Here is a 21,320-nt window from a genome sequence, read left to right as displayed (position 1 = left end):
CGCACCCTGCGCCCGTCACTAACGTAGCTCCTGTCGACGCGTAACGGTCTCCCGCCTGTGGAGACCCCGGCTGGCCACCTCACCCGCCCGCGGACGATGCGGGAACCGCGGTGACGATGACGTTGTCGAGGTAGTGTCCGGTGCTCGAGTCGAAGATGCCGCCGCAGGTGACCAGGGTGAGGCGCGGGTCGCCTGAGCGGTCGAACACCTCGGCCATTGGGGCATCGATCTTGCCGACCGAGCGCACCTCGGTGATGGTGTAGTCGACGGATGACCCGTCCGAGCCGCTGACGGTGACGGTGCTTCCCGCCGATGCGTCGCGGAGCCGGCTGAACGGCCCGACGCCGTCGTGGAACGAGTCGATGTGCGCGGCGATCACGGTGGCGCCCTCGTCGTTGTGGATGCCGGGCCCGTACTGGTACCAGCCAGCGATCGCGGCTTCAGGGGGGAGCGCCATGGCCCCGTTGTCGTCGACGCCTTCCGCCTCGATGGGCATGTCGATGCCGAGTTGCGGAATGGAGATGCGCTGCGGTGCGACCACTCCCGGGGGGAGGTACGTGCTGGCGGCGGCATCCGACCGGGGTATGTCGGGCACGGGTGCGGGAGCCGCGGGTTGCGGCTCGGGAGCGGGAGGCGCGGGGATGGCGGTGGCCGACGGGGACGGGGTGGGGGTCGGCGACGGGGTGGGGCTCGGGGTCGGCGAAGGTGACGCCGAGGCCGACGGGGACAGCGCGATCGGGCGGGGCGGAACCCTGGTGAGCGTGGCCTGCGGGGCGCACGCCACGAGCAGGGGAAGACCGACGAGCACACTCGCGATGAGTGTCGCCGTCAGTCGTCCCCTGCTCATGTGCACCTCGGCTACTCGGGTCGGCGCTTAGCGCTGGGCCGAGTACTTGCGGGTGGCGATCAGCGCGCCGGCGGCGGCGAGCAGGAGTCCGAAGACTCCGAGGCCGGTCCACAGGTTCTCTGATGAGCCGGCGAGTGCTGCCTCACCGGTCTGTCCTGCCGGGATTCCGGCGGGCGGGGTGTGCAGTCCGTCGATCGTCTGAACGGCGACCGCGAGGGTGTCGTCGGCCAGGCTGCCATAGGCGTACACGATGGTGTTCGATCCCTCGGTGACCGGAACGTCGGCCGGGCCGATCAGCGCGGGCTCGGTGGTTCCGGCTGCGACGACCGATGCCGACACGGTGGCCGGGGCGAGGTTGAGGATCTGCTCGTTCGGGTTGGTGAGTCCGCTGACGACGGCCGAGCCGCCCGCGAGCACGTCGACGGCGGGTGCCGCTGCGGTGTGGCGAACGGTCAAGCGACCTTCACCCGCTGCGGTGGCCGAGATGTCGTTGGTGAACAGCGACGCCGTGGGCTCACCGGCCTCGGTGAGGTGCGCGACAGCGGTGTAGTTGCCCCCGGCTGCGAGCGGCAGGTCGGCGGGCCCGATGACGACGCCTTCGGTTGCGGATGCGGCGTCGGACCCGGTGATCGCGACGGAATAGGTTCCGGCCGGCAGGGCGAGCGGTCCGGCGACGGTGCCAGGGGTGAAGTCGTCGAGGGTGAGGGCACCGTTGACCCATACGTCGACCGTGACGCCGGGCACGCCGTGCACCACGGAGAGCTGCGCGTCGGTGGTGCTTGCGGATGCCGACATGGGGACTGCGACTGCGGCGATGAGAAGTGCGCCTGCTGCACTGCCTGCGGCGATACGTGATTTCACAATCTGCTCCTGTTCGCGCCCCGAGGGGCATTGGGGGTTGTGCTTACAGGAGGTACTTCCGGCGACAGTGCCGTTTTGGATGCAGCGACATCGAACTTTTTTGTGATGACTTTCGGGCGGGGGCCCGCCGGCGCGGATCAGGCGCCGGAGGGAACCGCGTCCTTGCCGGTCTTGGCGGTCTTGCCGTCCTTGCCGGGTTTGCCGAGCTTGCCGATCCGGCCGCGGGAGACCCACGACTTGCGGTCGGCGACCTGCGATACGTACCTGCCCCTGGCGGACTTCGGCGTGTCGATGCCCGGCACGGGAACGTTCTCCCCGCTCCACGACTTGATGATCGCCCACGCCACGGCGGCGAGCGGCACCGAGAGCAGCGTGCCGACGATGCCGCCGAGCACGGTCCCCGCGGTCAGGGCGAGCAGCACGACGAGGCCGTTGAGCTTGAGAGCATTGCCGAGCACGAACGGCGCGAGCAGGTTGCCCTCGAGCTGGTTGACGACGACCACGATGATGATCACGATGACTGCCGTATTGAAGTCATTGGTGACCAGCGCGACGAGCGCTGCGATGATGCCGGCCGCCGTCGCTCCGACGATGGGAATGAAGGCACCGATGAACACGATGACGGCCAGCGGCAGTGCGAGTTGCACGTCGAGGAAGAACAGCCCGGCACCGATGATGATCGCGTCGACCGCGGCGACGGTCGCCGTTCCGCGGATATAGCCACCGAGCACCTCGACGGCGCGGTTGCCGGCGTTGCGCGCCTTGGTGTGGGTCTCGGCGTCGAACGCCTTGATCAGGAACGCCCACATCTGCGGGCCCTCCTTGAGGAAGAAGAACAGGATGAAGAGGAACAGCACGAGCCCGGTCAGGAACGACACGACCGACGTGACCCCCGCGAGCGCACCTGAGCCGAACGCGCTGCTGGTGAGGAAGTCCTGGCCCGCCGAGATCGCCTCGTCGATGACGTCCTGGTTGACCGGCAGGCCCCCATTTTCGAACAGCGCGACGAGCTCGTCGATGCCCGACAGCACCGACTCTTCGAGGCTGTCGTACTCGGACCGCACGGCGAATACCACTCCGGTCACGATGCCGCCCAGCACCGAGACTCCGAGCAGGAGCGACAGGATCGCCGCGAGCGTGCGCGGCATGACGCTCTCGAGGAAGCGCACCACCGGGCGCAGCGCCGACGCGAGGATGAGCGCGATGATCACGGGGATGACCACCAAGGACAGGGTCACCGCCGCGTACACGATGACGCTTGCGATCACCAGCAGCAGGATGACCTGCGCCGCCCGGGTCGCGGACCGGCCGAGCGGGTCGGTCCACAATGATGTCGGCGTGCGCTCCGGCTCGATCTGGTCGGCCACTTCGGCCACGCGTGAACGTTTCAACATGGTCACCCCTACTCGTCAGGTTTCGACAGTACAGGGGGAGCGCATCACCCATAGGGGGCTTGCGGTGGGGCGCGGCACGCGGCGGTAGACTGGGGGTTTCCCGGCGGTTTCTCGCTATCTCGCGCTGAACGCCTTCGCCCGACTCGCAAACGGAGTGCCCGGTGCCCACAATCATCGTCGAGGTCATGCCCAAGGCCGAACTTCTCGACCCCCAGGGCAAGGCCGTCACCGGCGCCCTCTCCCGACTGGGATCCCGCTTCACCGGTGTGCGCATCGGCAAGCGTTTCGAGCTGTCGTTCGACGGACCGATGGATGACGCGGCGCTCGACGACGCGCGTGCGCTGGCCGACTCCATGCTGTCGAACTCGGTGATCGAGGATGTCGTGTCGGTGGCGTTCGCTCCCGGGCTGGCGGGCGCCGCGGCATCCACCCCCGCATCCGTTCCCAGCGAGACCGAGCGCTCCACCCTGGCAGGCAACTGATGCGCATCGGCGTCATCACCTTTCCCGGCAGCCTCGACGACCGTGACGCGCAGCGCGCGGTGCGCCTCGCCGGCGCGGAGCCGGTAGCGCTCTGGCACGGCGAGCACGACCTGCAGGGCGTCGAGGCCATCGTGCTGCCCGGCGGGTTCAGCTACGGCGACTACCTGCGCGCCGGCGCGATCGCGAGCCTCTCGCCGATCATGGCCGAGGTCATCGCCGCGGCCGAGGCCGGAATGCCCGTGCTCGGCATCTGCAACGGGTTCCAGATGCTCGCCGAGGCGCACCTGCTGCCCGGCGGCCTGGTTCGCAACGACCACGGCAGCTTCATCTGCCGCGACCAGGCGCTGCGGGTCGAGAACGCCTCGACCGCCTGGACCTCCGGGTTCGCCGACCAGCAGCAGATCACCATTCCGCTGAAGAACGGCGAGGGTGGCTACATCGCCTCCGACGAGACCATCGCGCGGCTCGAGGGCGAGGGGTTGGTCGCGTTCCGCTACCTCGACGTCAACCCGAACGGGTCGATGAACGACATCGCCGGCATCACGAACGCCCGCGGCAACGTGGTCGGGCTCATGCCGCACCCCGAGCACGCCGTGCAGGAGGGCTTCGGCCCCGACACCCCGGCCGCGATGCGCTCCGGCATCGACGGGCTCACGATCTTCACCTCGGCGGTCGCGTCGCTCGCGGCCGCAGCCGCCTAGCGCTCCCGTCGCGCGACCACCCGCGCGCACCACCCGCGAGGCCGCCCCGACCGGGCTGCGTCGCACCGCACCCTTTCGCCCCCGAACATTTGGTAAGCATGTCTCCCTCCGCCGAAGCATCCACTCTCGACATCGCGACCGAGGCGCGCCGCCGCCGCACCTTCGCCGTCATCTCGCACCCGGATGCCGGCAAGTCGACGCTCACCGAAGCGCTGCTGCTGCACGCCCGCGCGATCACGACCGCGGGCGCCACGCACGGCAAGGCGGGCCGCCGCGGCACGGTCTCCGACTGGATGGCCATGGAGCAGGAACGCGGCATCTCGGTCACCTCGACCGCGATCCAGTTCGACTACGACGACACGATCATCAACCTCGTCGACACCCCCGGCCACGCCGACTTCTCCGAGGACACCTACCGCGTGCTCTCGGCGGTCGACGCCGCCGTCATGCTCGTCGACGCGGCCAAGGGCCTCGAGGTGCAGACCATGAAGCTGTTCGCCGTGTGCAAGCAGCGCGACCTGCCGGTCATCACGGTCATCAACAAGTGGGACCGGCCAGGACTCGACGCCCTCGCCCTGCTCGACGAGATCAAGGAACGCACGGGCCTCGTGCCGACGCCGCTCACCTGGCCCGTCGGAATCGCGGGGGACTTTCGCGGCGTGCTCGACCGGGCCACAGGCGAGTTCGTGCACTTCGACCGCTCCCCCGGCGGCGCGACCCGGCCGATCGCCGAACGACTCACCCCCGCCGAGGCGCTCGAGCGCGAGGGCGTCGCGTGGGAGACCGCGGTCGAGGAGGTCGAGCTGCTCGACGCCGAGGGCCAGGACCACGACGACGAGCGTTTTCTCGGCAACGAGACCACGCCGGTGCTGTTCAGCGCCGCGGTCGCCGGTTTCGGCGTGCACGAGCTGCTCGAATCGCTCGTGCAGATCGCCCCGCCCGCCGAGGCCAGGGTGGATGCCACGGGCGAACGCCGCGCCGTCGACACCGACTTCTCGGGGTTCGTCTTCAAGGTGCAGTCGGGCATGAACACCGCGCACCGCGACCACGTCGCGTTCGTGCGGGTCTGCTCCGGCCTCTTCACCCGGGGAATGATCGTCACGCACCAGGCGACCGGCCGTCCCTTCGCCACCAAGTACGCCCAGCAGCTCTTCGGGCGGGTGCGCGAGGTCGCCGACCACGCCTGGCCCGGCGACGTCGTCGGCCTCGTCAACGCGTCGGCCCTGCGGGTGGGCGACTCGGTGTTCGAGGGCACCCCGGTCGAGTTCCCGCGGCTGCCGATGTTCTCGCCAGAGCACTTCCGCGTCGTGCGGTCGGCCGACTCGAGCAAGCACAAGCAGTTTCGGCGGGGAATCGAGCAACTCGACCACGAGGGCGTCATCCAGGTGATGCGTTCCGACCTGCGCGGCGACCAGGCCCCCGTGCTCGGCGCGGTCGGACCGATGCAGTTCGAGGTCGTGGTCGAACGGATGACGCACGACTTCGGTGCCGCGATCCGCCTCGAGGCGCTGCCATACGAGGTGGCACGCGGAACCGACCGCGAGGGTGCGGCGGTGCTCGAGAAGGAACGCCAGTGCGAGGTGCTCACCCGCTCCGACGGCGCACTCATCGCCCTGTTCAGCACGCAGTGGCGCCTGCAGGCCATCCAGAAGCTCCACCCCGAGGTTCTGCTCGGCGAGGTCGCGGCGTTCGGTCGCGCGTAGCGCCAGCGCCAGCGCCAGAAAGACAGACGACTGCGGCAGACGGCAGACGGCAGACGGCAGACGGCAGACGGCGAAAACCACCTACGATCGCGCCCGAAAATCAAGGCCCCACAACGGGGGCACTCATCTCCGCTACCCTTGATAGCCAACTTGCATAGCAAATTCACAGAGAAATGAGGCGCCAATGACCGATCAGGCTGTCAACCCGACGACCGTCGATCCCCCCGCGCCACAAGCGCCACCCGCGGCGACCCCGCGTATCGCGAAGTGGGTGTTCTGGCCGTCGGCCATGATCATCCTCGGCATCACCGCATTCGCGCTCATCGCCCCCGAGCTCGCAACCTCGGTATTCGCCAGCCTTCAGACCACCGTCGTCAACGCGTTCAGCTGGTATTACGTGCTCCTCGCGGCCATGTTCGTGGTCTTCGCGATCTGGATGGGCGTGAGCCGCTTCGGCGACATCAAGCTCGGCAATGACGACGACAAGCCCGAGTTCTCGCTGCTCGCCTGGATCTCGCTGCTCTTCGCGGCGGGTATGGGCATCGGACTGGTCTTCTTCGGCGTCGCCGAACCGCTCACCCACTTCGCCAACCCCCGCCCCGGCGTCACCGGCACGCCGGCTGAGCTTGCGCAGAGTGCGATGAGCCAGACCTACCTGCACTGGGGCCTGCACGCCTGGGCCATCTACGTGGTCGTCGGCCTCGCCCTCGCCTATGCCATCCACCGCCGGGGGCGGCCGGTATCGATCCGATGGGCACTCGAACCCCTGCTCGGCAAGCGCGTGCGCGGCGGATGGGGCAACACCATCGACGTGGTCGCCCTCGTCGGCACGGTATTCGGCGTCGCTACGTCGCTCGGGCTCGGGGTTCTGCAGATCTCTGCGGGACTCGACGCCGCGGGCATCGTCGAATCGTCGCTGTTCGTGCAAATTGCCGTCATCGTCGTGATCACCACCATCACGATCGGGTCGCTCATCTCCGGCCTCGGCAAGGGAATGAAGTGGCTGTCGACCGCCAACCTCATCCTCGCCGGCGCTCTTCTGGTGTTCCTGCTGTTCGCCGGCCCCACGCAGTTCCTGCTGCGTGAGTTCGTGCAGTCCATCGGCAACTACCTGCAGAACTTCCTCGGGCTGTCCTTCACCGTCAGCGCCTACGCGGGCACGGACGGCGAAGTGTGGCAGTCCGGCTGGACCACGTTCTACTGGGGATGGTGGATGTCGTGGGCCCCGTTCGTCGGCGTGTTCATCGCCCGCGTCTCGAAGGGTCGCACCGTGCGTGAGTTCGTCGCCGGCGTGCTGCTCGTTCCCACCCTCATCACGTTCCTGTGGTTCGCCGTGCTCGGCGGCAGCGCCCTGTACCGCGAGCTGTACGAAGGCGGCGGAATCGTGGCCGACGACGGAACCGTCGACAGCAACACCGCATTGTTCTCGCTCCTGCAGGACATGCCGGGCGGGTTGATCCTCACCATCGGCGCCATCATCCTCATCGCCATCTTCTTCGTCACGTCGTCGGACTCCGGTTCGCTCGTGATGTCGATGATCGCCACTGGCGGGTCCCTGGAGCCGCGCAATCCCGTGCGCATCTTCTTCGCCGTGGCCACCGCCGTCCTCGCCATCGCGTTGCTCATCGCGGGCGGCCTCAGCGCACTGCAGACCGCGGCGATCCTGTCGGCCCTGCCGTTCAGCATCGTGATGATCCTGATGTGCGTCGCGACCGTCACGGCGTTCCGCCGCGAGCTGCGCGCCTACGATCGCGCCAAGCAGGCCGCGTTCGTCGGTGACATCGGCGAGTACTACGGCCTCGAGGTCGAAGCACCCGTCGACCGCGAGCCCGACCACCCGCTGCGCCGCTGGTCGCAGCGGGTGCGCGACCGTCGCGGTGCAGGCCCCGACAGCAAGGCCTAGCGACAACGAGAAGGGCCCGGCAACCATCTGGTTGCCGGGCCCTTCGTCGTTGTCGCTGGTGCGCCTACGCGTCGACCACGATCGAGGTGATCACGGGAGCGCGGCGGTGCTTGCGCTGCAGCCAGCGGCCGAGCGTCTTGGTGAACAGCTGCTCGAGCTCCTCGCCGTTGCGCACGCGCTGCGACTTCATGGCGTCGTCGATGGCACGGGTGGCCTCGCGAATCCAGTTGTCGTCGTGCACGAATCCGCGCGCAAGGAACTCGACGGGCTCCACGAGCTTGCCGGTCTTCTGGTCGAAGATGCCGAGCACCGTGATGGCGCCCTCTTCGGCCAGGATCTTGCGGTCGTTGAGTGCTTCCTCGCTCGCACCGCCGACGTGGGCACCGTCGACGAAGATGTAGTCGACCTTGATGCGCCCGGTGATGGATGCGACGCCGTCGACGAGGTCGATGGTGACGCCGTTCTCGGCGATGAGGGTGCGGTTCTCGGGCACTCCGGTGCGAATCGCGAGCTCCGCGTTCGCCACCAGGTGACGCCATTCGCCGTGCACCGGCATCACGTTCGTCGGCTTGACGATGTTGTAGCAGTAGACGAGCTCGCCGGCGCTGGCGTGCCCCGACACGTGCACCTTCGCGTTGCCCTTGTGCACGACATTGGCGCCCCAGCGGGTGAGGCCGTTGATCACGCGGTAGATCGCGTTCTCGTTGCCGGGAATCAGCGAGCTGGCGAGCAGCACGGTGTCGCCCTCGCCGATCTTGATGATGTGCTCACGGCTGGCCATGCGCGACAGCGCCGCCATCGGCTCGCCCTGCGACCCGGTGCAGATGAGCACGACCTTGTTGGCCGGCATCCGCTCGAGTTCCTTCATATCGACGACGAGGCCCTTGGGCACGTTGAGGTAGCCCAGGTCGCCGGCGATACCCATGTTGCGCACCATGGAGCGGCCGACGAACGCGACCTTGCGGTTGTGTCGTACCGCGGCGTCGAGCACCTGCTGGATGCGGTGCACGTGGCTCGCGAAGCTCGACACGACGATGCGGCGCGGCGCGGTGCGGAACACCTCGTCGACGGCGGGGCGGATGCCCTCCTCCGACATGGTGAACCCTGGCACCTCGGCGTTGGTGGAGTCGACGAGGAACAGGTCGACACCCTCCTCGGCGAGCCGGGCGAATGCGCCGAGGTCGGTGATGCGCTTGTCGAGGGGAAACTGGTCCATCTTGAAGTCACCGGTGTGCAGCACCATGCCGGCATCGGTGCGGATCGCGATGGCGAGGCCGTCGGGGATGGAGTGGTTCACCGCGACGAACTCGAGGTCGAACGGACCGGCCTTGCGGGTCTCGCCTTCCTTCACGGTGATGAAGGGCGGCTTGAGCTTGTGCTCCTGGAGCTTGGCACCAAGGAACGCCAGGGTGAGCTCCGACCCGATCACGGGAATGTCCTCGCGCTCCTTGAGCAGGTAGGGCACGCCGCCGATGTGGTCTTCGTGGCCGTGCGTGAGCACGATCGCCTCGATGTCGTCGAGGCGGTTCCTGATCGACGAGAAGTCCGGCAGGATGACGTCGATCCCGGGCTGCGTCTCCTCGGGAAAGAGCACGCCGCAGTCGACGATGAGCAACTTGCCGTGGTGTTCGAACACGGTCATGTTGCGGCCGATCTCGCCGAGCCCACCGAGGGCGGTGACGCGCAGGCCACCGTCGGCGAGGCGGGGCGGTTTCGAGAGGTCGAGCGGGTGCATTGTCATAGGGCTTCTTTCGAGATGTGGTGGGTGCTGCAGGAATGCGTCTGTGGGCCGGACACGCCTTTGTGCTGTCCTGGCACCCCCTATTCTCCACCCTCGAGGTGCGAGGCGGATTCAGGGGTGGTTATGGGTGCCGCGGGGGCGTCAGCGTAGTGTTTTCCAGTGCCCATCACCGAACGTCCTCCTGCCGCCACGCCTCGCGGCGCCCGCGAGCCACACAGCGTCATGTCTGCGCTGCGAAACCCCCGCATCCTTACCCGCGAGGTACTCGCCGGCCTCGTCGTCGCGCTCGCGCTGATTCCCGAGGCGATCTCGTTCTCGATCCTCGCGGGCGTCGACCCGCGACTCGGGCTGTTCTCGTCGTTCGTCATGGCCATCTCCATCGCGATCCTCGGCGGCCGACCCGCGATGATCACGGCGGCCACCGGGGCCATCGCCCTCGTCATCGCTCCCGTCGCCCGCGACTACGGGGTCGACTACCTCATCGCCACTGTCATCCTCGGCGGCATCTTCCAGGTGCTCCTGGCCGTGACGGGGGTCGCCAAGCTCATGCGGTTCATCCCGCGCAGCGTCATGGTCGGATTCGTCAATTCCCTCGCGATCCTGATCTTCATCGCCCAGCTCGAATACCTCGTCGACGTGCCGTGGCTGGTCTATCCGCTGGTAGCGCTGGGTATCGCCATCCTGGTGCTGCTCCCCCGCATCACCCGGGTCGTTCCCGCTCCCCTCGTCGCCATCGTCGTGATCACCACCGCGACCATCGTGTGGGCGATCGCCGTTCCAACGGTCGGCGACCAGGGCGAACTGCCCGACGGCCTGCCGTCGCTGTTCTTTCCCGACGTGCCCCTGACGGTCGAGACGTTCACGATCATCGCGCCCTACGCCCTGGCGATGGCGCTGGTCGGGCTGCTCGAGTCGCTGATGACCGCCAAGCTGGTCGACGACATCACCGACACGCGATCGCAGAAGACCCGCGAGAGCTGGGCACAGGGCGTGTCCAACATGCTCTCCGGCTTCTTCGGCGGCATGGGAGGCTGCGCGATGATCGGGCAGACCATGATCAACGTCAAGGCGTCGGGTGCGCGCACCCGCATCTCGACCTTCATGGCCGGCGTCTTCCTCATCATCCTCATCGTGGTTCTCGGCGACATCGTCGCCATCATTCCGATGGCCGCCCTCGTGGCCGTCATGGTGATGGTCTCCGTCGGTACTTTCGACTGGCACAGCGTGCGCCTGTCGACACTGAAGCGCATGCCGAAAAGCGAGACCACCGTGATGCTCGCAACGGTCGCCGCCGTCGTCATCACCCACAACCTCGCAATCGGGGTGATCCTCGGCGTCGTCGTGGCGATGATCGCGTTCGCCCGCCGGGTCGCCCACTTCGCCACGGTCGAGCGCGTCGTCGACACCAGCCCCGAGGGCGTCGACACCGCCCACTACACGGTGACCGGCGAGCTGTTCTTCGCGTCGAGCAACGACCTCACCACGCAATTCGACTACGCCGACGATCCAGCCCACGTCGTCATCGACATGTCGGCGTCGCACGTGTGGGACGCGTCATCCGTCGCCACCCTCGACGCCATCACCACCAAGTATGCGAGGCACGGCAAGAGCGCGACCATCATCGGCATGAACTCGGCGAGTGCAGCCATTCACGACCGCCTGGCGGGCAACCTGGGCGCCGGGCACTAGGGAGAGCCCGGGCTACGGACGGAACGCCTCGCCCGTCCACTCCTCCGACAGCCGCCACAGCTCACGTCCGAACGCAGGAGACGAGCTCGACGGAACCGGACGGGTGAGCACGGGCGGGCCCTTCACGCCGAACTGCGGTCCGTAGAACTCCCCGCTGCGCGCGGCCGGGTCGACCAGCGCGCGCACGATCGGTGCGGCACCACGGTTCTTGCCCTGGGCGCCGAACGCCATCGCCCGTCCGGCGGCGATGCCGTGCACGATGCCGGGGCGGGGTTCGCTGAGGCTGTCGATCGCGAACCCGGGGTGCGCGAGCAGCGAGCCGACGGTCGAAGTGGATGCCCGCAGCCGCCGGTCGAGCTCGAAGACGAACCCGTGCACGGCGTGCTTCGACAGCGCGTAGGCCCGAAAGAACGAGTACTGGTGCGCGGTCTGCAGGTCGGCGGCGTCGAGCGTCACCAAGAGGGTCGAGATGCTGCCGAGACCGACCACCCGGCTGCCCTCGGCGCGCTCGAGCGCCGGCCAGGCGTGCGCGGCGAGCGCGAAGTGCCCCAGGTAGTTCGTGGCGAAGATGCGCTCGTGGCCGTCGTCGGTGACCTCGCGCTCGCGCGAACCCGACGTCATGCCCGCGTTGAGCACCAGGCCGTCGACGTGGTCGAACGCGGCGATGCGGTCACCCGCGGCGCGGGCCGATTCGAGCGAGGAGAGGTCGAGCTGCAGGCGTTCGAGCCGGGCACCGGCGACCCGGTCGCGGATCGAGGCGATCGCGGCATCCGCCCGCTCCGCGCTCCTGGTGGCCAGCACGACGGTCGAGCCCGCCCCGGCGAGCTGCTCCGCGGCGAAGTAGCCGAGCCCGCCGTTGCCCCCGGTGATGACGAATCGGCGGTCGGTCTGGTCGGGCAGGTGGCGCGGGCTCCAGGTCATCGCCCGAGGCTACCAATGCGATCCGAATGCCCGCCCGGACGGCCCGTGTGATCATCGGGCGCTCCCCCGCCGCTTAGCGTTGGAGCATGCGCGAACTCCAGACCAGGATCATCACCGACCTCGCCGTGAAGGCCACCATCGACCCGGCGGTCGAGATCGAGGAGCGTGTCGCGTTCCTCTGCCGCTACCTCGAGCACACCGGAGCGCGCGGGTTCGTGCTCGGCATCAGCGGCGGGCAGGATTCGTCGCTCGCCGGGCGGCTGTGCCAGCTCGCCGTCGAACGCCTCGCGGCACGCGGTATCACGGCGGAGTTCGTCGCCGTGCGCCTGCCATACGCGGTTCAGGCCGACGAAGACGACGCCCGGCTCGCCCTGTCGTTCATCTGCGCCGACCGCACCGTGACCTTCGACATCAAGCGCGCGGTCGACGGATTCGCCGCGGAATACGCCGATGCCGTCGGCGACCGCATGCTCGACTTCACCAAGGGCAACGCGAAGGCCCGCTCGCGCATGGTCGCGCAGTACGCGATCGCCGGGCAGCGCTCGCTGCTCGTGGTGGGCACCGACCACGCCGCGGAGGCCGTCACCGGGTTCTTCACCAAGTACGGCGACGGCGGTGCCGACATCCTGCCGCTCTCCGGCCTCTCGAAGCGGCAGGGCGCCGCCCTGCTGAAGCACCTCGACGCCCCGGAGCGCCTCTACCTCAAGGCCCCGACCGCCGACCTCCTCGACGAGAACCCCGGCCAGACCGACGAGGCCAACCTCGGACTCAGCTACCACGACATCGACGATTTTCTCGAGGGCATGGATGTCGCGACCTCCGTCGCCGAGACGATCGAGAACCGCTATCTCGCGACCGAGCACAAGCGCCGCACGCCGGTGACGCCGACCGACTCCTGGTGGACGGCGGGTTCCGCGACGGACGCATCGTGAGCCCGCGCCTGCTCTACCGCACCCTCGCGATCGCCGAGGCCGTGACCTGGACCATGCTCATCGTGGGCATGATCCTCAAGTACGTGGTGCAGAGCACCGACGTCGGGGTCTCCATCGGCGGCGCGGCGCACGGCATCGTGTTCGTGGCGTTCTGCATGGGCGCGGTGCTGGTCGGCATCAACCAGCACTGGTCGCTCAAGACCATCGTGCTGTCGCTGGTGACCGCGGTCGTGCCGTACGCGACGATCCCCATGGACCGGCACCTCGAGCGCACCCGCCAGCTCGAGGGCACCTGGCGGCGCGTCGCCACCGACGATCCGCGCGACCACCGCCCGCTGAACCGGCTGCTGCGCTGGTTCGTGAACCACCCGGCGCTGCTGGTCACCATCTTCGTCGTGCTGCTGGTCGGTATCGTGACCGTGCTCCTCATCGCCGGGCCGCCCGTCGGCGACTGACCCCACCGCCCGTCGGCGACTGACCCGACCGCACGCCAGCACCTGCGCGCCGCACCTTCGATCGTGTGGTTCGATGTGCGACATGGCTTCAGCACCGAACCGACGTCGACGTTCCCGGGCGAAGGGCCGAACCGCGCTCGTCGTGGAATCACTGGAATCCCGCCTGTGGCCTATCCCGGTGCTGGCCATCGTCGTCGCGGTCGCGGTGGGGATCGTCATCCCGCAGCTCGACCTGCGGGTGGATTCCGACCTTCCCACTGGTGTCGGGTCCGCGGTGTTCAACGGTGGAGCCGACACCGCCCGCTCCGTGCTGTCGTCGATCGCCGGGTCGCTGATCACCGCGACCTCCCTCACGTTCTCGCTCACCGTGGTCGCGCTGCAGCTCGCCAGCAGCCAGGCCTCCCCGCGCGTGCTGCGACTGTTCGCCCGCGACCGGCAGGTGCACCTCACCCTCGCGGCGTTCCTCGGCACCTTCGCCTATTCGCTCACCGTGCTGCGCACCGTTCGCAACGACACCGACGAGGTACCCGAGTTCGTACCCCGCATCGCGATCACCGCGGCATTCGTGCTGACCCTCCTCAGCGTCATCATGCTCGTGGTGTTCCTCGCGCACCTCGCCTCGCAGCTGCGACTCGAGACCATCGTCAAGGACATCCACGGCGAAACCGATGAGACCATCGACCTGATCGCGGGCAGCGTCGCCGACCTGCCGGCGTACCCGCATCGGTTCAGCACCCCGCAGAACGCGACATCCATCCTCGCGACGTCGAGTGGGTTCATCACCAGCCTCGACAGGACGGGACTGCTGGATGTCGCCAGCGAACGCGGCCTCGTGATCGAAGAGGTACGTCGGGTAGGAGACAACGTGGTCGATGGCACCCCGTTGGCGCGCTGGTGGCGCTCCGGCAACTCCAGCACCCCGCTCGATCACGACGCCATCGCCGACGAGGTGCGCACTGCCCACAAGATCGGCTACGAACGCACCGCGGCGCAGGACATCGACTTCGGCGTGCAGCAGATCGTCGACATCGGCGTGCGCGCCCTGTCTCCCGGAATCAACGACCCGATCACGGCCGTGAACGCGCTCGGGCACCTCGGGGCCCTCGTGACGAGGATCGTGACCATGCCGACGACGCCTGCCGCGCTGGCCGATTCCGACGGAACGCTGCGGGTCGTGACCAGGCGGGTGCTCCCGGGCGAGACGGTGCACCTGGCGCTGTCGCAGATCCGCCACTATGGTGCGACCGACGCGGTGCTGGTGCGACGGTTCCTGCAGGTGATCTCCGACCTCGCCTACACCTGCGACGATCCCGCCGTGACGGACGCGCTCCGGTACCAGCTGGCCGCCCTCGATCGACAGCTCCGCCAGGACGACTCCGACCCGGCAGCACGCAACGAGCTGCTGGACGAGACGGCGCAGGTACTCGCGTCCATCTCGCCGGCCGGCTGAGGCGCACCGCACGGGGAGGCCATCCGAATCCCGCCGCCGCCGGGCGGGGCGCAGGCCGCCGGTAGACTCGGGGCGCTGGCATCCGACTGCGCGGCATCCTCGAATCCTCCCTGGGAGTACCACTCGTGACCGACCTGTTCCCGTCTGCCCCCGCTGCGCCGACCACCACCGCACCCACCCGGCCCGCCCCGGATTCCGTGGCCAACGCCGCCGCGACGCCCGACCGGGAGCAGCCGTATGGCGCGCTGGGCCTCAAGGCCGACGAGTACGCCTCCATTCGCGAGATCCTCGGCAGGCGCCCGACCAGCGGTGAGCTCGCCATGTACTCCGTCATGTGGAGCGAGCACTGCTCCTACAAGAGCAGCAAGAACTACCTGCGCCAGTTCGGAACCAAGACCACCGAGGCGATGCGCAAGAACCTGATGGTCGGCATGGGCGAGAACGCCGGGGTCGTCGACGTCGGCGAGGGCTGGGCCGTGACGTTCAAGATCGAGTCGCACAACCACCCGTCATACATCGAGCCGTTCCAGGGCGCCGCGACCGGCGTCGGCGGCATCGTGCGCGACATCATCTCGATGGGTGCCCGCCCGGTCGCCGTGATGGACGCGCTGCGCTTCGGCGCGATCGACTCCGACGACACGGCGCGCGTCGTGCACGGCGTCGTCTCGGGCATCTCGTTCTACGGCAACTGCCTCGGGCTGCCGAACATCGGCGGCGAGACCTACTTCGACGCCGTCTACCAGGCCAACCCGCTCGTGAACGCGCTGGCCGTCGGGGTGCTCCGCCACGAAGACCTGCACCTCGCCAACGCGCGCGGCGTCGGCAACAAGGTCGTGCTGTTCGGGGCCCGCACCGGTGGCGATGGCATCGGCGGAGCATCCATCCTCGCCTCCGACTCGTTCTCGGCAGGCGGCCCCACCAAGCGGCCCGCCGTGCAGGTCGGCGACCCGTTCGCCGAGAAGGTGCTCATCGAGTGCTGCCTCGAGCTGTTCCGCGAGAAGCTCGTCGAGGGCATCCAGGACCTCGGCGCGGCCGGCATCTCGTGCGCGACGAGCGAGCTGGCCAGCAACGGCGACGGCGGCATGTACATCGAGCTCGACAAGGTTCTGCTGCGCGACCCCACCCTCACCGCCGAGGAGATCCTCATGTCGGAGAGCCAGGAGCGAATGATGGCGATCGTGACGCCCGAGAAGCTCGACGGCTTTCTCAGGGTCGTCGAGAAGTGGGATGTCGAGACCAGCGTGCTCGGTGAGGTCACCGACACCGGGCGTCTGGTCATCAACTGGCAGGGCGAGGAGATCGTCAATGTCGAGCCGCGCACCGTCGCGGTCAATGGCCCCGTCTATGACCGCCCGGTCGCGTACCCGACCTGGATCGACGCGCTGAACGCCGACACCGCGGCGACCCTGCCCCGCGACGGCGACCTGCGCGGGCAGTTCCTCGCCCTGCTGGGTAGCCCGAACCTCGCGTCGAAGGACTGGATCACCAACCAGTACGACCGCTACGTGATGGGCAATACCGCGCTGTCGTTCCCCGACGACGGCGGCATGGTGCGCGTCGATGAGGAGTCGGGCCTCGGCTTCGCGGTCGCGACCGATGCCAATGGCCGCTACTGCCAGCTCGACCCGTATCAGGGCGCGCGGCTGGCCCTCGCGGAGGCGTTCCGCAACGTCGCCGTCACCGGTGCGACACCGGTCGCGGTCAGCGACTGCCTCAACTTCGGCTCTCCGGAGAACCCCGAGGTGATGTGGCAGTTCTCCCGCGCCGTCGAAGGACTGGCCGATGGATGCCTCGAGCTCGAGATTCCCGTCACGGGCGGCAACGTGAGCTTCTACAACCAGACCGGGGACGTTCCCATTCACCCGACGCCCGTGGTCGCCGTGCTCGGCGTCATCGACGACGTGGCCCGCCGCATCCCGTCCGGGTGGCAGGACGAGGGCGACAACATCTACCTGCTGGGCACCACCGCGCTCGAGCTCGACGGCTCGGCGTGGGCCGGCGTCATCCACGACCACCTCGGCGGTCTTCCGCCCGCGGTCGAACTTGACGCGGAGCGCGCGCTGGCGGCACTGATCGCCGCCGGTGGCACGGAGTCGCTCGTCGCGAGCGCGCACGACCTCGCCGACGGCGGGCTCGCGCAGGCGCTGGCCGAGGCAGTGCTGCGCTTCGGCGTCGGCGCCCGCATCTGGCTCACCGAGATCATGGAGCGTGACGGGGTCGACGCCACCACCGCGCTGTTCAGCGAGTCGACCGGGAGGGTCATCGTTTCCGTGCCGCGCGAGGACGACGTCAAGTTCCGCGGCCTGTGCGCGGGGCGCGGCTATCCGGTGCTGCGCATCGGCGTGACCGACAACTCGGGCGAACTCGAGGTGCAGGACCACTTCACCGTGCAGCTCGATGAACTGCGCGGCACGCACCGCGCCACCCTGCCGCAGCACTTCGGCCCGGTCGTCGGGCAGTAGCGCCGGGCCAGGCCCCGCACGAACGGCGAACGCGCTGCCGGTTCCCCTCGGGGATCCGGCAGCGCGTTCGTTGTTACGCGGTCGTGCGGTCGCCTCAGACGACGCCGACGGGCTCCGCGGCCTCGTTCGCCGTCGTGCCGGCCTGCTCGCCGGTCGACTCGAGGTTGGCCCGCAGCGCGGCGCCCAGTTCGGCGTCGACGTTGGTCCAGTACTGGATGGCACGCTCCCTGATGTCGGCGCGGGTCACGCCGCCGACGCCACCGGTGATGGTCTGGAGGAATCGCTTCTTCGCCTCGGCGTCATAGACCTCGCGGTAGAGGGTTCCCGCCTGGCCGAAGTCGTCGTCTTCCGCGTGCAACGTGGCGGCGGCACGCACGAGTTCGCCGTCGCTCTCCCAGGTTCCTGCTCCGGATGCCTCGGCATCCGCCACCGGTCCGCCGAACGAGTTCGGGGCATAGACCGGGGCTGACGGTGCACTGAACCCGTGGCGACCCTGGCCGTCCTGCGTGTAGCTCGAGACCTTCGAAATCGGCGCATTGACCGGCAGCTCGTTGTAGTTGGTCCCCACGCGGTAGCGCTGGGCGTCCGGGTAGGAGAACACGCGCGCCATGAGCATCTTGTCGGGACTGATGTCGATGCCCGGAACGGTGTTGGCCGGCGAGAACGCCGCCTGTTCGATCTGCGCGAAGAAGTTCTCCGGGTTGCGGTTCAGGGTGTGGGTTCCCACCTTGATACGCGGGTAGTCGGCGTGCGGCCACACCTTGGTGAGGTCGAACGGGTTGAACCGGTAGGTCTTGGCCTCTTCGTATGGCATGACCTGCACGTAGAGGTCCCACGACGGAAAGTTGCCCGCCTCGATGGCCTCGTAGAGGTCGCGGCGGTAGTAGTCGGCATCGGCACCGGCGATCAGCTCGGCCTCGGCGCCCTCCATCTCGACGTTGCCCTGGTTCGACGTGAAGTGGTACTTGACCCAGAAGCGCTCGCCCTCGGCGTTGATCCACTGGTAGGTGTGCGATCCGTAGCCGGGCATCTCGCGCCACGAACGCGGCAGGCCGCGGTCGCCCATGAGATAGGTGACCTGGTGGGCGGACTCGGGCGAGAGGCTCCAGAAGTCCCACTGCATGTCGGCGTCACGCAGGCCGGAGCCCGGCAGGCGCTTCTGCGAGTGGATGAAGTCGGGAAACTTCATGCCGTCGCGGATGAAGAACACCGGGGTGTTGTTGCCGACGATGTCGTAGTTGCCCTCGGTCGTGTAGAACTTCATCGAGAAGCCTCGCACGTCGCGCCAGGTGTCGGGGCTGCCCTGCTCGCCTGCGACGCTGGAGAAGCGCTGCAGGGTGTCGGTCACGGCACCGGGCTGGAACACGGCAGCCTTCGTGAAGCGGGAGACGTCGTCGGTCACGGTGAAGGTACCGAAGGCGCCGCCGCCCTTGGCGTGCACGATGCGCTCCGGGATGCGCTCACGGTTGAACTGGGCGAGCTTCTCGACCAGGTAGCGGTCGTGCAGCGCGGTGACGCCGTCGGGGCCGTTCGTCAGCGAGTGCGCGTCGCTCGAGACCGGGGTGCCGGTCTGGGTCGTGGTGGGTTCTGTCATGGGGTCTCCTCGGAGTGGGTGTGCGTGGTGCTGTCGATCGGGTCGGATGAGTTTCGGGGGTCGGCGGCGCATTCCGCGCAGAGGCCCCAGAAGGTGACCTCGGCGGTGTGGATGCGAAAGCCGGCGGTGTCGACGGGCGTGAGGCAGGGCGCTGCCCCGATGACGCAGTCGACGTCGCGAATGGTGCCGCAGTGCGAGCACACCAGGTGGTGGTGGTTGTCGCCGACGCGGCGCTCGAACAGTGCGGGCGAGCCTGCGGGGTCGAAGCGTCGAACCAGGCCGACGCCCGTCAGGGCGCCGAGCACGCCGTAGACGGCCTGCAGGGACGTACCGGGCAGGGTTTCGCGCACGGCCCGAAAAACGGTGTCGGCATCGACGTGGGGCATGTCGGCCAGGGCGGTGAGCACGGCGACCCTGGGCGCCGTGACCTTGAGGCCGGCGTCACGGATACTGGTGGCCAACGGGTCGACCGGGGGTGCGTCATTGCGGGTCGGGGTCATATACCGAGTCTAGTGGTGTTTTGAATAACTCAAAACTAGACACTGGGTGGGGTGCTTGGCCCGCCGGGGACCATGGATGCTGCGGCTCAGCGATCCCCGGGAATCGTGTCGTGCACGCCCGTCGATGCGATCTGCTCGTGATGGTGGATGACCTCCGCCACGATGAACCCGAGGAACTTCTCGGCGAAGGCCGGATCGAGGCGCGACTCCTCGGCAAGGCCGCGCAGGCGAGCGATCTGCACGGACTCGCGCACGGGGTCTGATGCGGGCAGGCCGTGCGCCGCCTTGAGCCGACCGACCTCCTGCGTGAACTTGAAGCGCTCGGCGAGCATGTGCACGAGGGCCGCGTCGATGTTGTCGATGCTGCGGCGGAGGCCGGCGAGGGCTTCGGTCACCGCCTGGGCATCGGCGGCGGTCGTCGCATCCGGGGTGCTCTCAGTCATGGCATTAAACCTAGGGGCTGTCGGTGCGCGGCCGAAACGACAGACGGCGGCCGCCGGAGCGGCCGCCGTCGTGACGGGTGGTGTTGCGGGGCTGTCGGTCAGTCGACGAGCGAGATGTCGACGTCGATGTTGCCGCGGGTGGCGTTGGAGTACGGGCACATCTGGTGTGCGCCATCGGCCAGCTCCTGGCGGCGGTCTGCCGGCACGTTGGGGAGGTACACGTCGAGCTCGACGGCGAGCTTCATTCCCTCGCCCTCCTTGCCGATCGAGACGCTGCCCGAGACCGACGAGTCGGTGGTGTCGAGCTTGAGGCCGCGGCCGACCGCGTGCACGGCGCCGAGGAAGCAGGCGGAGTAGCCGGCAGCGAACAGCTGCTCGGGGTTCGTGCCCTCACCGGAGCCACCCATCTCCTTGGGAGGGCGGGTGTCGAAGTCGAGAAAGTCGTCTTCGGAGCGGACGTGGCCGTCGCGGCCACCCCCGGATGCATGGGCGATGGCCGTGTAGAGAGTTTCCATGCCTTCACTTCACCACCGTAGACTGAACGCGTTCACCGCTGGGCGCGCGGCAGAGGTGGTACGGTCGGCGCCTCGTTCGGCCAGGAGCGGAACAGCACGGGTCGGCCGGAGTGCGGGTCGAGGCGGCCGTCGAGGATGTCGCGCACCTTCGGCCAGTCGTCGATGATGACGGAGAACACCGCGCTGTCGCGCCAGGTGCCGTCGGCGCGCGGACGGTCCCGACGGAGCACGCCCTCGAAGGTCGCTCCGATGCGATGGATCGCCGCCCGCGACCTCTCGTTGAGCGCGTCCGCCTGGATCTTGACCCGGCCGAAGCCGTGGTCGAAGGCGCTGGTGAGGAGCAGGCGCTTGGCCTCGGCGTTGACCGCCGTTCCCCACACCCTCGGGTCGTAGGCGGTCCAGCCGATGTGGGTCGCCTCGAACTGCGGCTCGAAGTCGCCGAGGGTCGTGGTGCCCACCAGGCGTTCGTCATGTGGGCCACCGACCACGATCACGGCGTAGACGTTGCCGGCGTTCCAGGAGTAGTAGGTCTCCGCCCAGTCGATGAAGCCGGCCTCGGTGTCGCGGTAGCCGGCCGGGCCGCCGCCGTATCCGCCGGCGAAGACGATCGGGTGGCCGATGGCCGAGAACAGCTCGGGGAGCCGCTCCCTGGTGAGCGGCTCGAGCCGGATGAACCGCCCCGTCATGGTCTCGGCGGGGTCTGGCCTGGTCGCAGTCACGGGAGTGA

At 68.5% G+C, this 21,320-nt stretch carries 19 protein-coding genes; 9 read left to right on the top strand and 10 right to left on the bottom strand.

Annotated elements, in window-relative coordinates:
- Window positions 1–79 precede the first annotated feature (79 nt).
- The 3 genes from G5S38_RS00670 to G5S38_RS00660 all read right to left on the bottom strand — a co-directional run bounded on the left by G5S38_RS00670 (window position 80) and on the right by G5S38_RS00660 (window position 3,102).
- Window positions 80–847 (bottom strand): class F sortase, encoded by a 768-nt coding sequence (locus G5S38_RS00670; protein WP_165063256.1) that lies wholly within the window; start codon window positions 845–847, stop codon window positions 80–82.
- A 27-nt stretch (window positions 848–874) separates the two neighbouring features.
- Window positions 875–1,708 carry a DUF4397 domain-containing protein gene (locus G5S38_RS00665; RefSeq protein WP_201276540.1) on the bottom strand — a complete coding sequence of 278 codons (834 nt, stop codon included), beginning with the start codon at window positions 1,706–1,708 and terminating at the stop codon, window positions 875–877.
- A gap of 137 nt (window positions 1,709–1,845) precedes the next feature.
- Entirely contained in the window at window positions 1,846–3,102 is a 1,257-nt protein-coding gene (locus G5S38_RS00660) for an AI-2E family transporter (protein ID WP_165063255.1), read from the bottom strand.
- 161 nt (window positions 3,103–3,263) lie between these two features.
- Between G5S38_RS00660 and G5S38_RS00655 the strand changes: the two genes are divergently transcribed.
- From G5S38_RS00655 to G5S38_RS00640, 4 genes are all read left to right on the top strand, one after another.
- Entirely contained in the window at window positions 3,264–3,584 is a 321-nt protein-coding gene (locus G5S38_RS00655; protein ID WP_165063254.1) for a phosphoribosylformylglycinamidine synthase subunit PurS, read from the top strand.
- Window positions 3,584–4,285 carry a phosphoribosylformylglycinamidine synthase subunit PurQ gene (purQ, locus tag G5S38_RS00650; protein WP_165063253.1) on the top strand — a complete coding sequence of 234 codons (702 nt, stop codon included), beginning with the start codon at window positions 3,584–3,586 and terminating at the stop codon, window positions 4,283–4,285. The genes G5S38_RS00655 and purQ overlap by 1 nt, the downstream gene beginning before the upstream one ends.
- Before the next feature lie 98 nt (window positions 4,286–4,383).
- A complete protein-coding gene (locus G5S38_RS00645) occupies window positions 4,384–5,988 on the top strand; it encodes a peptide chain release factor 3 (RefSeq protein WP_165063252.1) in 1,605 nt (534 codons plus the stop codon).
- 184 nt (window positions 5,989–6,172) lie between these two features.
- Window positions 6,173–7,891, top strand: coding sequence for a BCCT family transporter (locus tag G5S38_RS00640; protein ID WP_165063251.1), 1,719 nt, complete (start codon window positions 6,173–6,175; stop codon window positions 7,889–7,891).
- Between the two features lie 64 nt (window positions 7,892–7,955).
- Here the strand turns inward: G5S38_RS00640 and G5S38_RS00635 are convergent, their stop codons facing one another.
- Complete coding sequence (locus G5S38_RS00635; protein WP_165063250.1) at window positions 7,956–9,632, bottom strand: ribonuclease J; 1,677 nt, start codon at window positions 9,630–9,632, stop codon at window positions 7,956–7,958.
- Between the two features lie 222 nt (window positions 9,633–9,854).
- Here G5S38_RS00635 and G5S38_RS00630 point away from each other — a divergent pair, with 222 nt between their 5' ends.
- Window positions 9,855–11,321: a SulP family inorganic anion transporter gene (locus tag G5S38_RS00630; RefSeq protein WP_165063249.1), complete on the top strand. Its 1,467-nt coding sequence runs from the start codon at window positions 9,855–9,857 to the stop codon at window positions 11,319–11,321.
- Between the two features lie 12 nt (window positions 11,322–11,333).
- On the opposite strand, the gene G5S38_RS00625 is transcribed toward G5S38_RS00630, so the two are convergent.
- A complete protein-coding gene (locus tag G5S38_RS00625) occupies window positions 11,334–12,242 on the bottom strand; it encodes an SDR family NAD(P)-dependent oxidoreductase (protein ID WP_165063248.1) in 909 nt (302 codons plus the stop codon).
- Window positions 12,243–12,328: 86 nt separating this feature from the next.
- Here G5S38_RS00625 and nadE point away from each other — a divergent pair, with 86 nt between their 5' ends.
- The 4 genes from nadE to purL all read left to right on the top strand — a co-directional run bounded on the left by nadE (window position 12,329) and on the right by purL (window position 17,541).
- Window positions 12,329–13,174: an ammonia-dependent NAD(+) synthetase gene (gene nadE, locus G5S38_RS00620; RefSeq protein WP_165063247.1), complete on the top strand. Its 846-nt coding sequence runs from the start codon at window positions 12,329–12,331 to the stop codon at window positions 13,172–13,174.
- Window positions 13,141–13,629: a DUF3817 domain-containing protein gene (locus tag G5S38_RS00615; protein ID WP_235928824.1), complete on the top strand. Its 489-nt coding sequence runs from the start codon at window positions 13,141–13,143 to the stop codon at window positions 13,627–13,629. The genes nadE and G5S38_RS00615 overlap by 34 nt, the downstream gene beginning before the upstream one ends.
- Window positions 13,630–13,711: 82 nt before the next feature.
- Window positions 13,712–15,079 carry a DUF2254 domain-containing protein gene (locus tag G5S38_RS00610; RefSeq protein ID WP_165063246.1) on the top strand — a complete coding sequence of 456 codons (1,368 nt, stop codon included), beginning with the start codon at window positions 13,712–13,714 and terminating at the stop codon, window positions 15,077–15,079.
- Between the two features lie 134 nt (window positions 15,080–15,213).
- Window positions 15,214–17,541 (top strand): phosphoribosylformylglycinamidine synthase subunit PurL, encoded by a 2,328-nt coding sequence (gene purL, locus G5S38_RS00605; RefSeq protein ID WP_165063502.1) that lies wholly within the window; start codon window positions 15,214–15,216, stop codon window positions 17,539–17,541.
- 94 nt (window positions 17,542–17,635) lie between these two features.
- Here purL and G5S38_RS00600 read toward each other — a convergent pair whose 3' ends face one another.
- The 5 genes from G5S38_RS00600 to G5S38_RS00580 form a co-directional block, all read right to left on the bottom strand.
- Window positions 17,636–19,135, bottom strand: a complete 1,500-nt coding sequence (locus G5S38_RS00600; protein WP_165063245.1) for a catalase — start codon at window positions 19,133–19,135, stop codon at window positions 17,636–17,638.
- Window positions 19,132–19,635 carry a Fur family transcriptional regulator gene (locus G5S38_RS00595; protein ID WP_165063244.1) on the bottom strand — a complete coding sequence of 168 codons (504 nt, stop codon included), beginning with the start codon at window positions 19,633–19,635 and terminating at the stop codon, window positions 19,132–19,134. Before G5S38_RS00595 ends, G5S38_RS00600 begins: the two co-directional genes overlap by 4 nt.
- An 86-nt stretch (window positions 19,636–19,721) precedes the next feature.
- On the bottom strand, window positions 19,722–20,078 hold the full coding sequence (locus G5S38_RS00590; RefSeq protein ID WP_165063243.1) for a chorismate mutase: 357 nt from the start codon (window positions 20,076–20,078) through the stop codon (window positions 19,722–19,724).
- A 98-nt stretch (window positions 20,079–20,176) separates the two neighbouring features.
- Window positions 20,177–20,593 carry an organic hydroperoxide resistance protein gene (locus G5S38_RS00585; RefSeq protein ID WP_165063242.1) on the bottom strand — a complete coding sequence of 139 codons (417 nt, stop codon included), beginning with the start codon at window positions 20,591–20,593 and terminating at the stop codon, window positions 20,177–20,179.
- A gap of 32 nt (window positions 20,594–20,625) precedes the next feature.
- Window positions 20,626–21,312, bottom strand: a complete 687-nt coding sequence (locus G5S38_RS00580) for a GNAT family N-acetyltransferase (RefSeq protein WP_165063241.1) — start codon at window positions 21,310–21,312, stop codon at window positions 20,626–20,628.
- Window positions 21,313–21,320: the final 8 nt, after the last annotated feature.

It is taken from the genome of Marisediminicola senii, from assembly GCF_011057645.1.
In the GTDB taxonomy this organism is placed as follows: domain Bacteria; phylum Actinomycetota; class Actinomycetes; order Actinomycetales; family Microbacteriaceae; genus Marisediminicola; species Marisediminicola senii.
The sequence above is the reverse complement of the archived record's forward strand: the minus strand, read 5'-3'. Positions and strand labels throughout refer to the sequence as shown.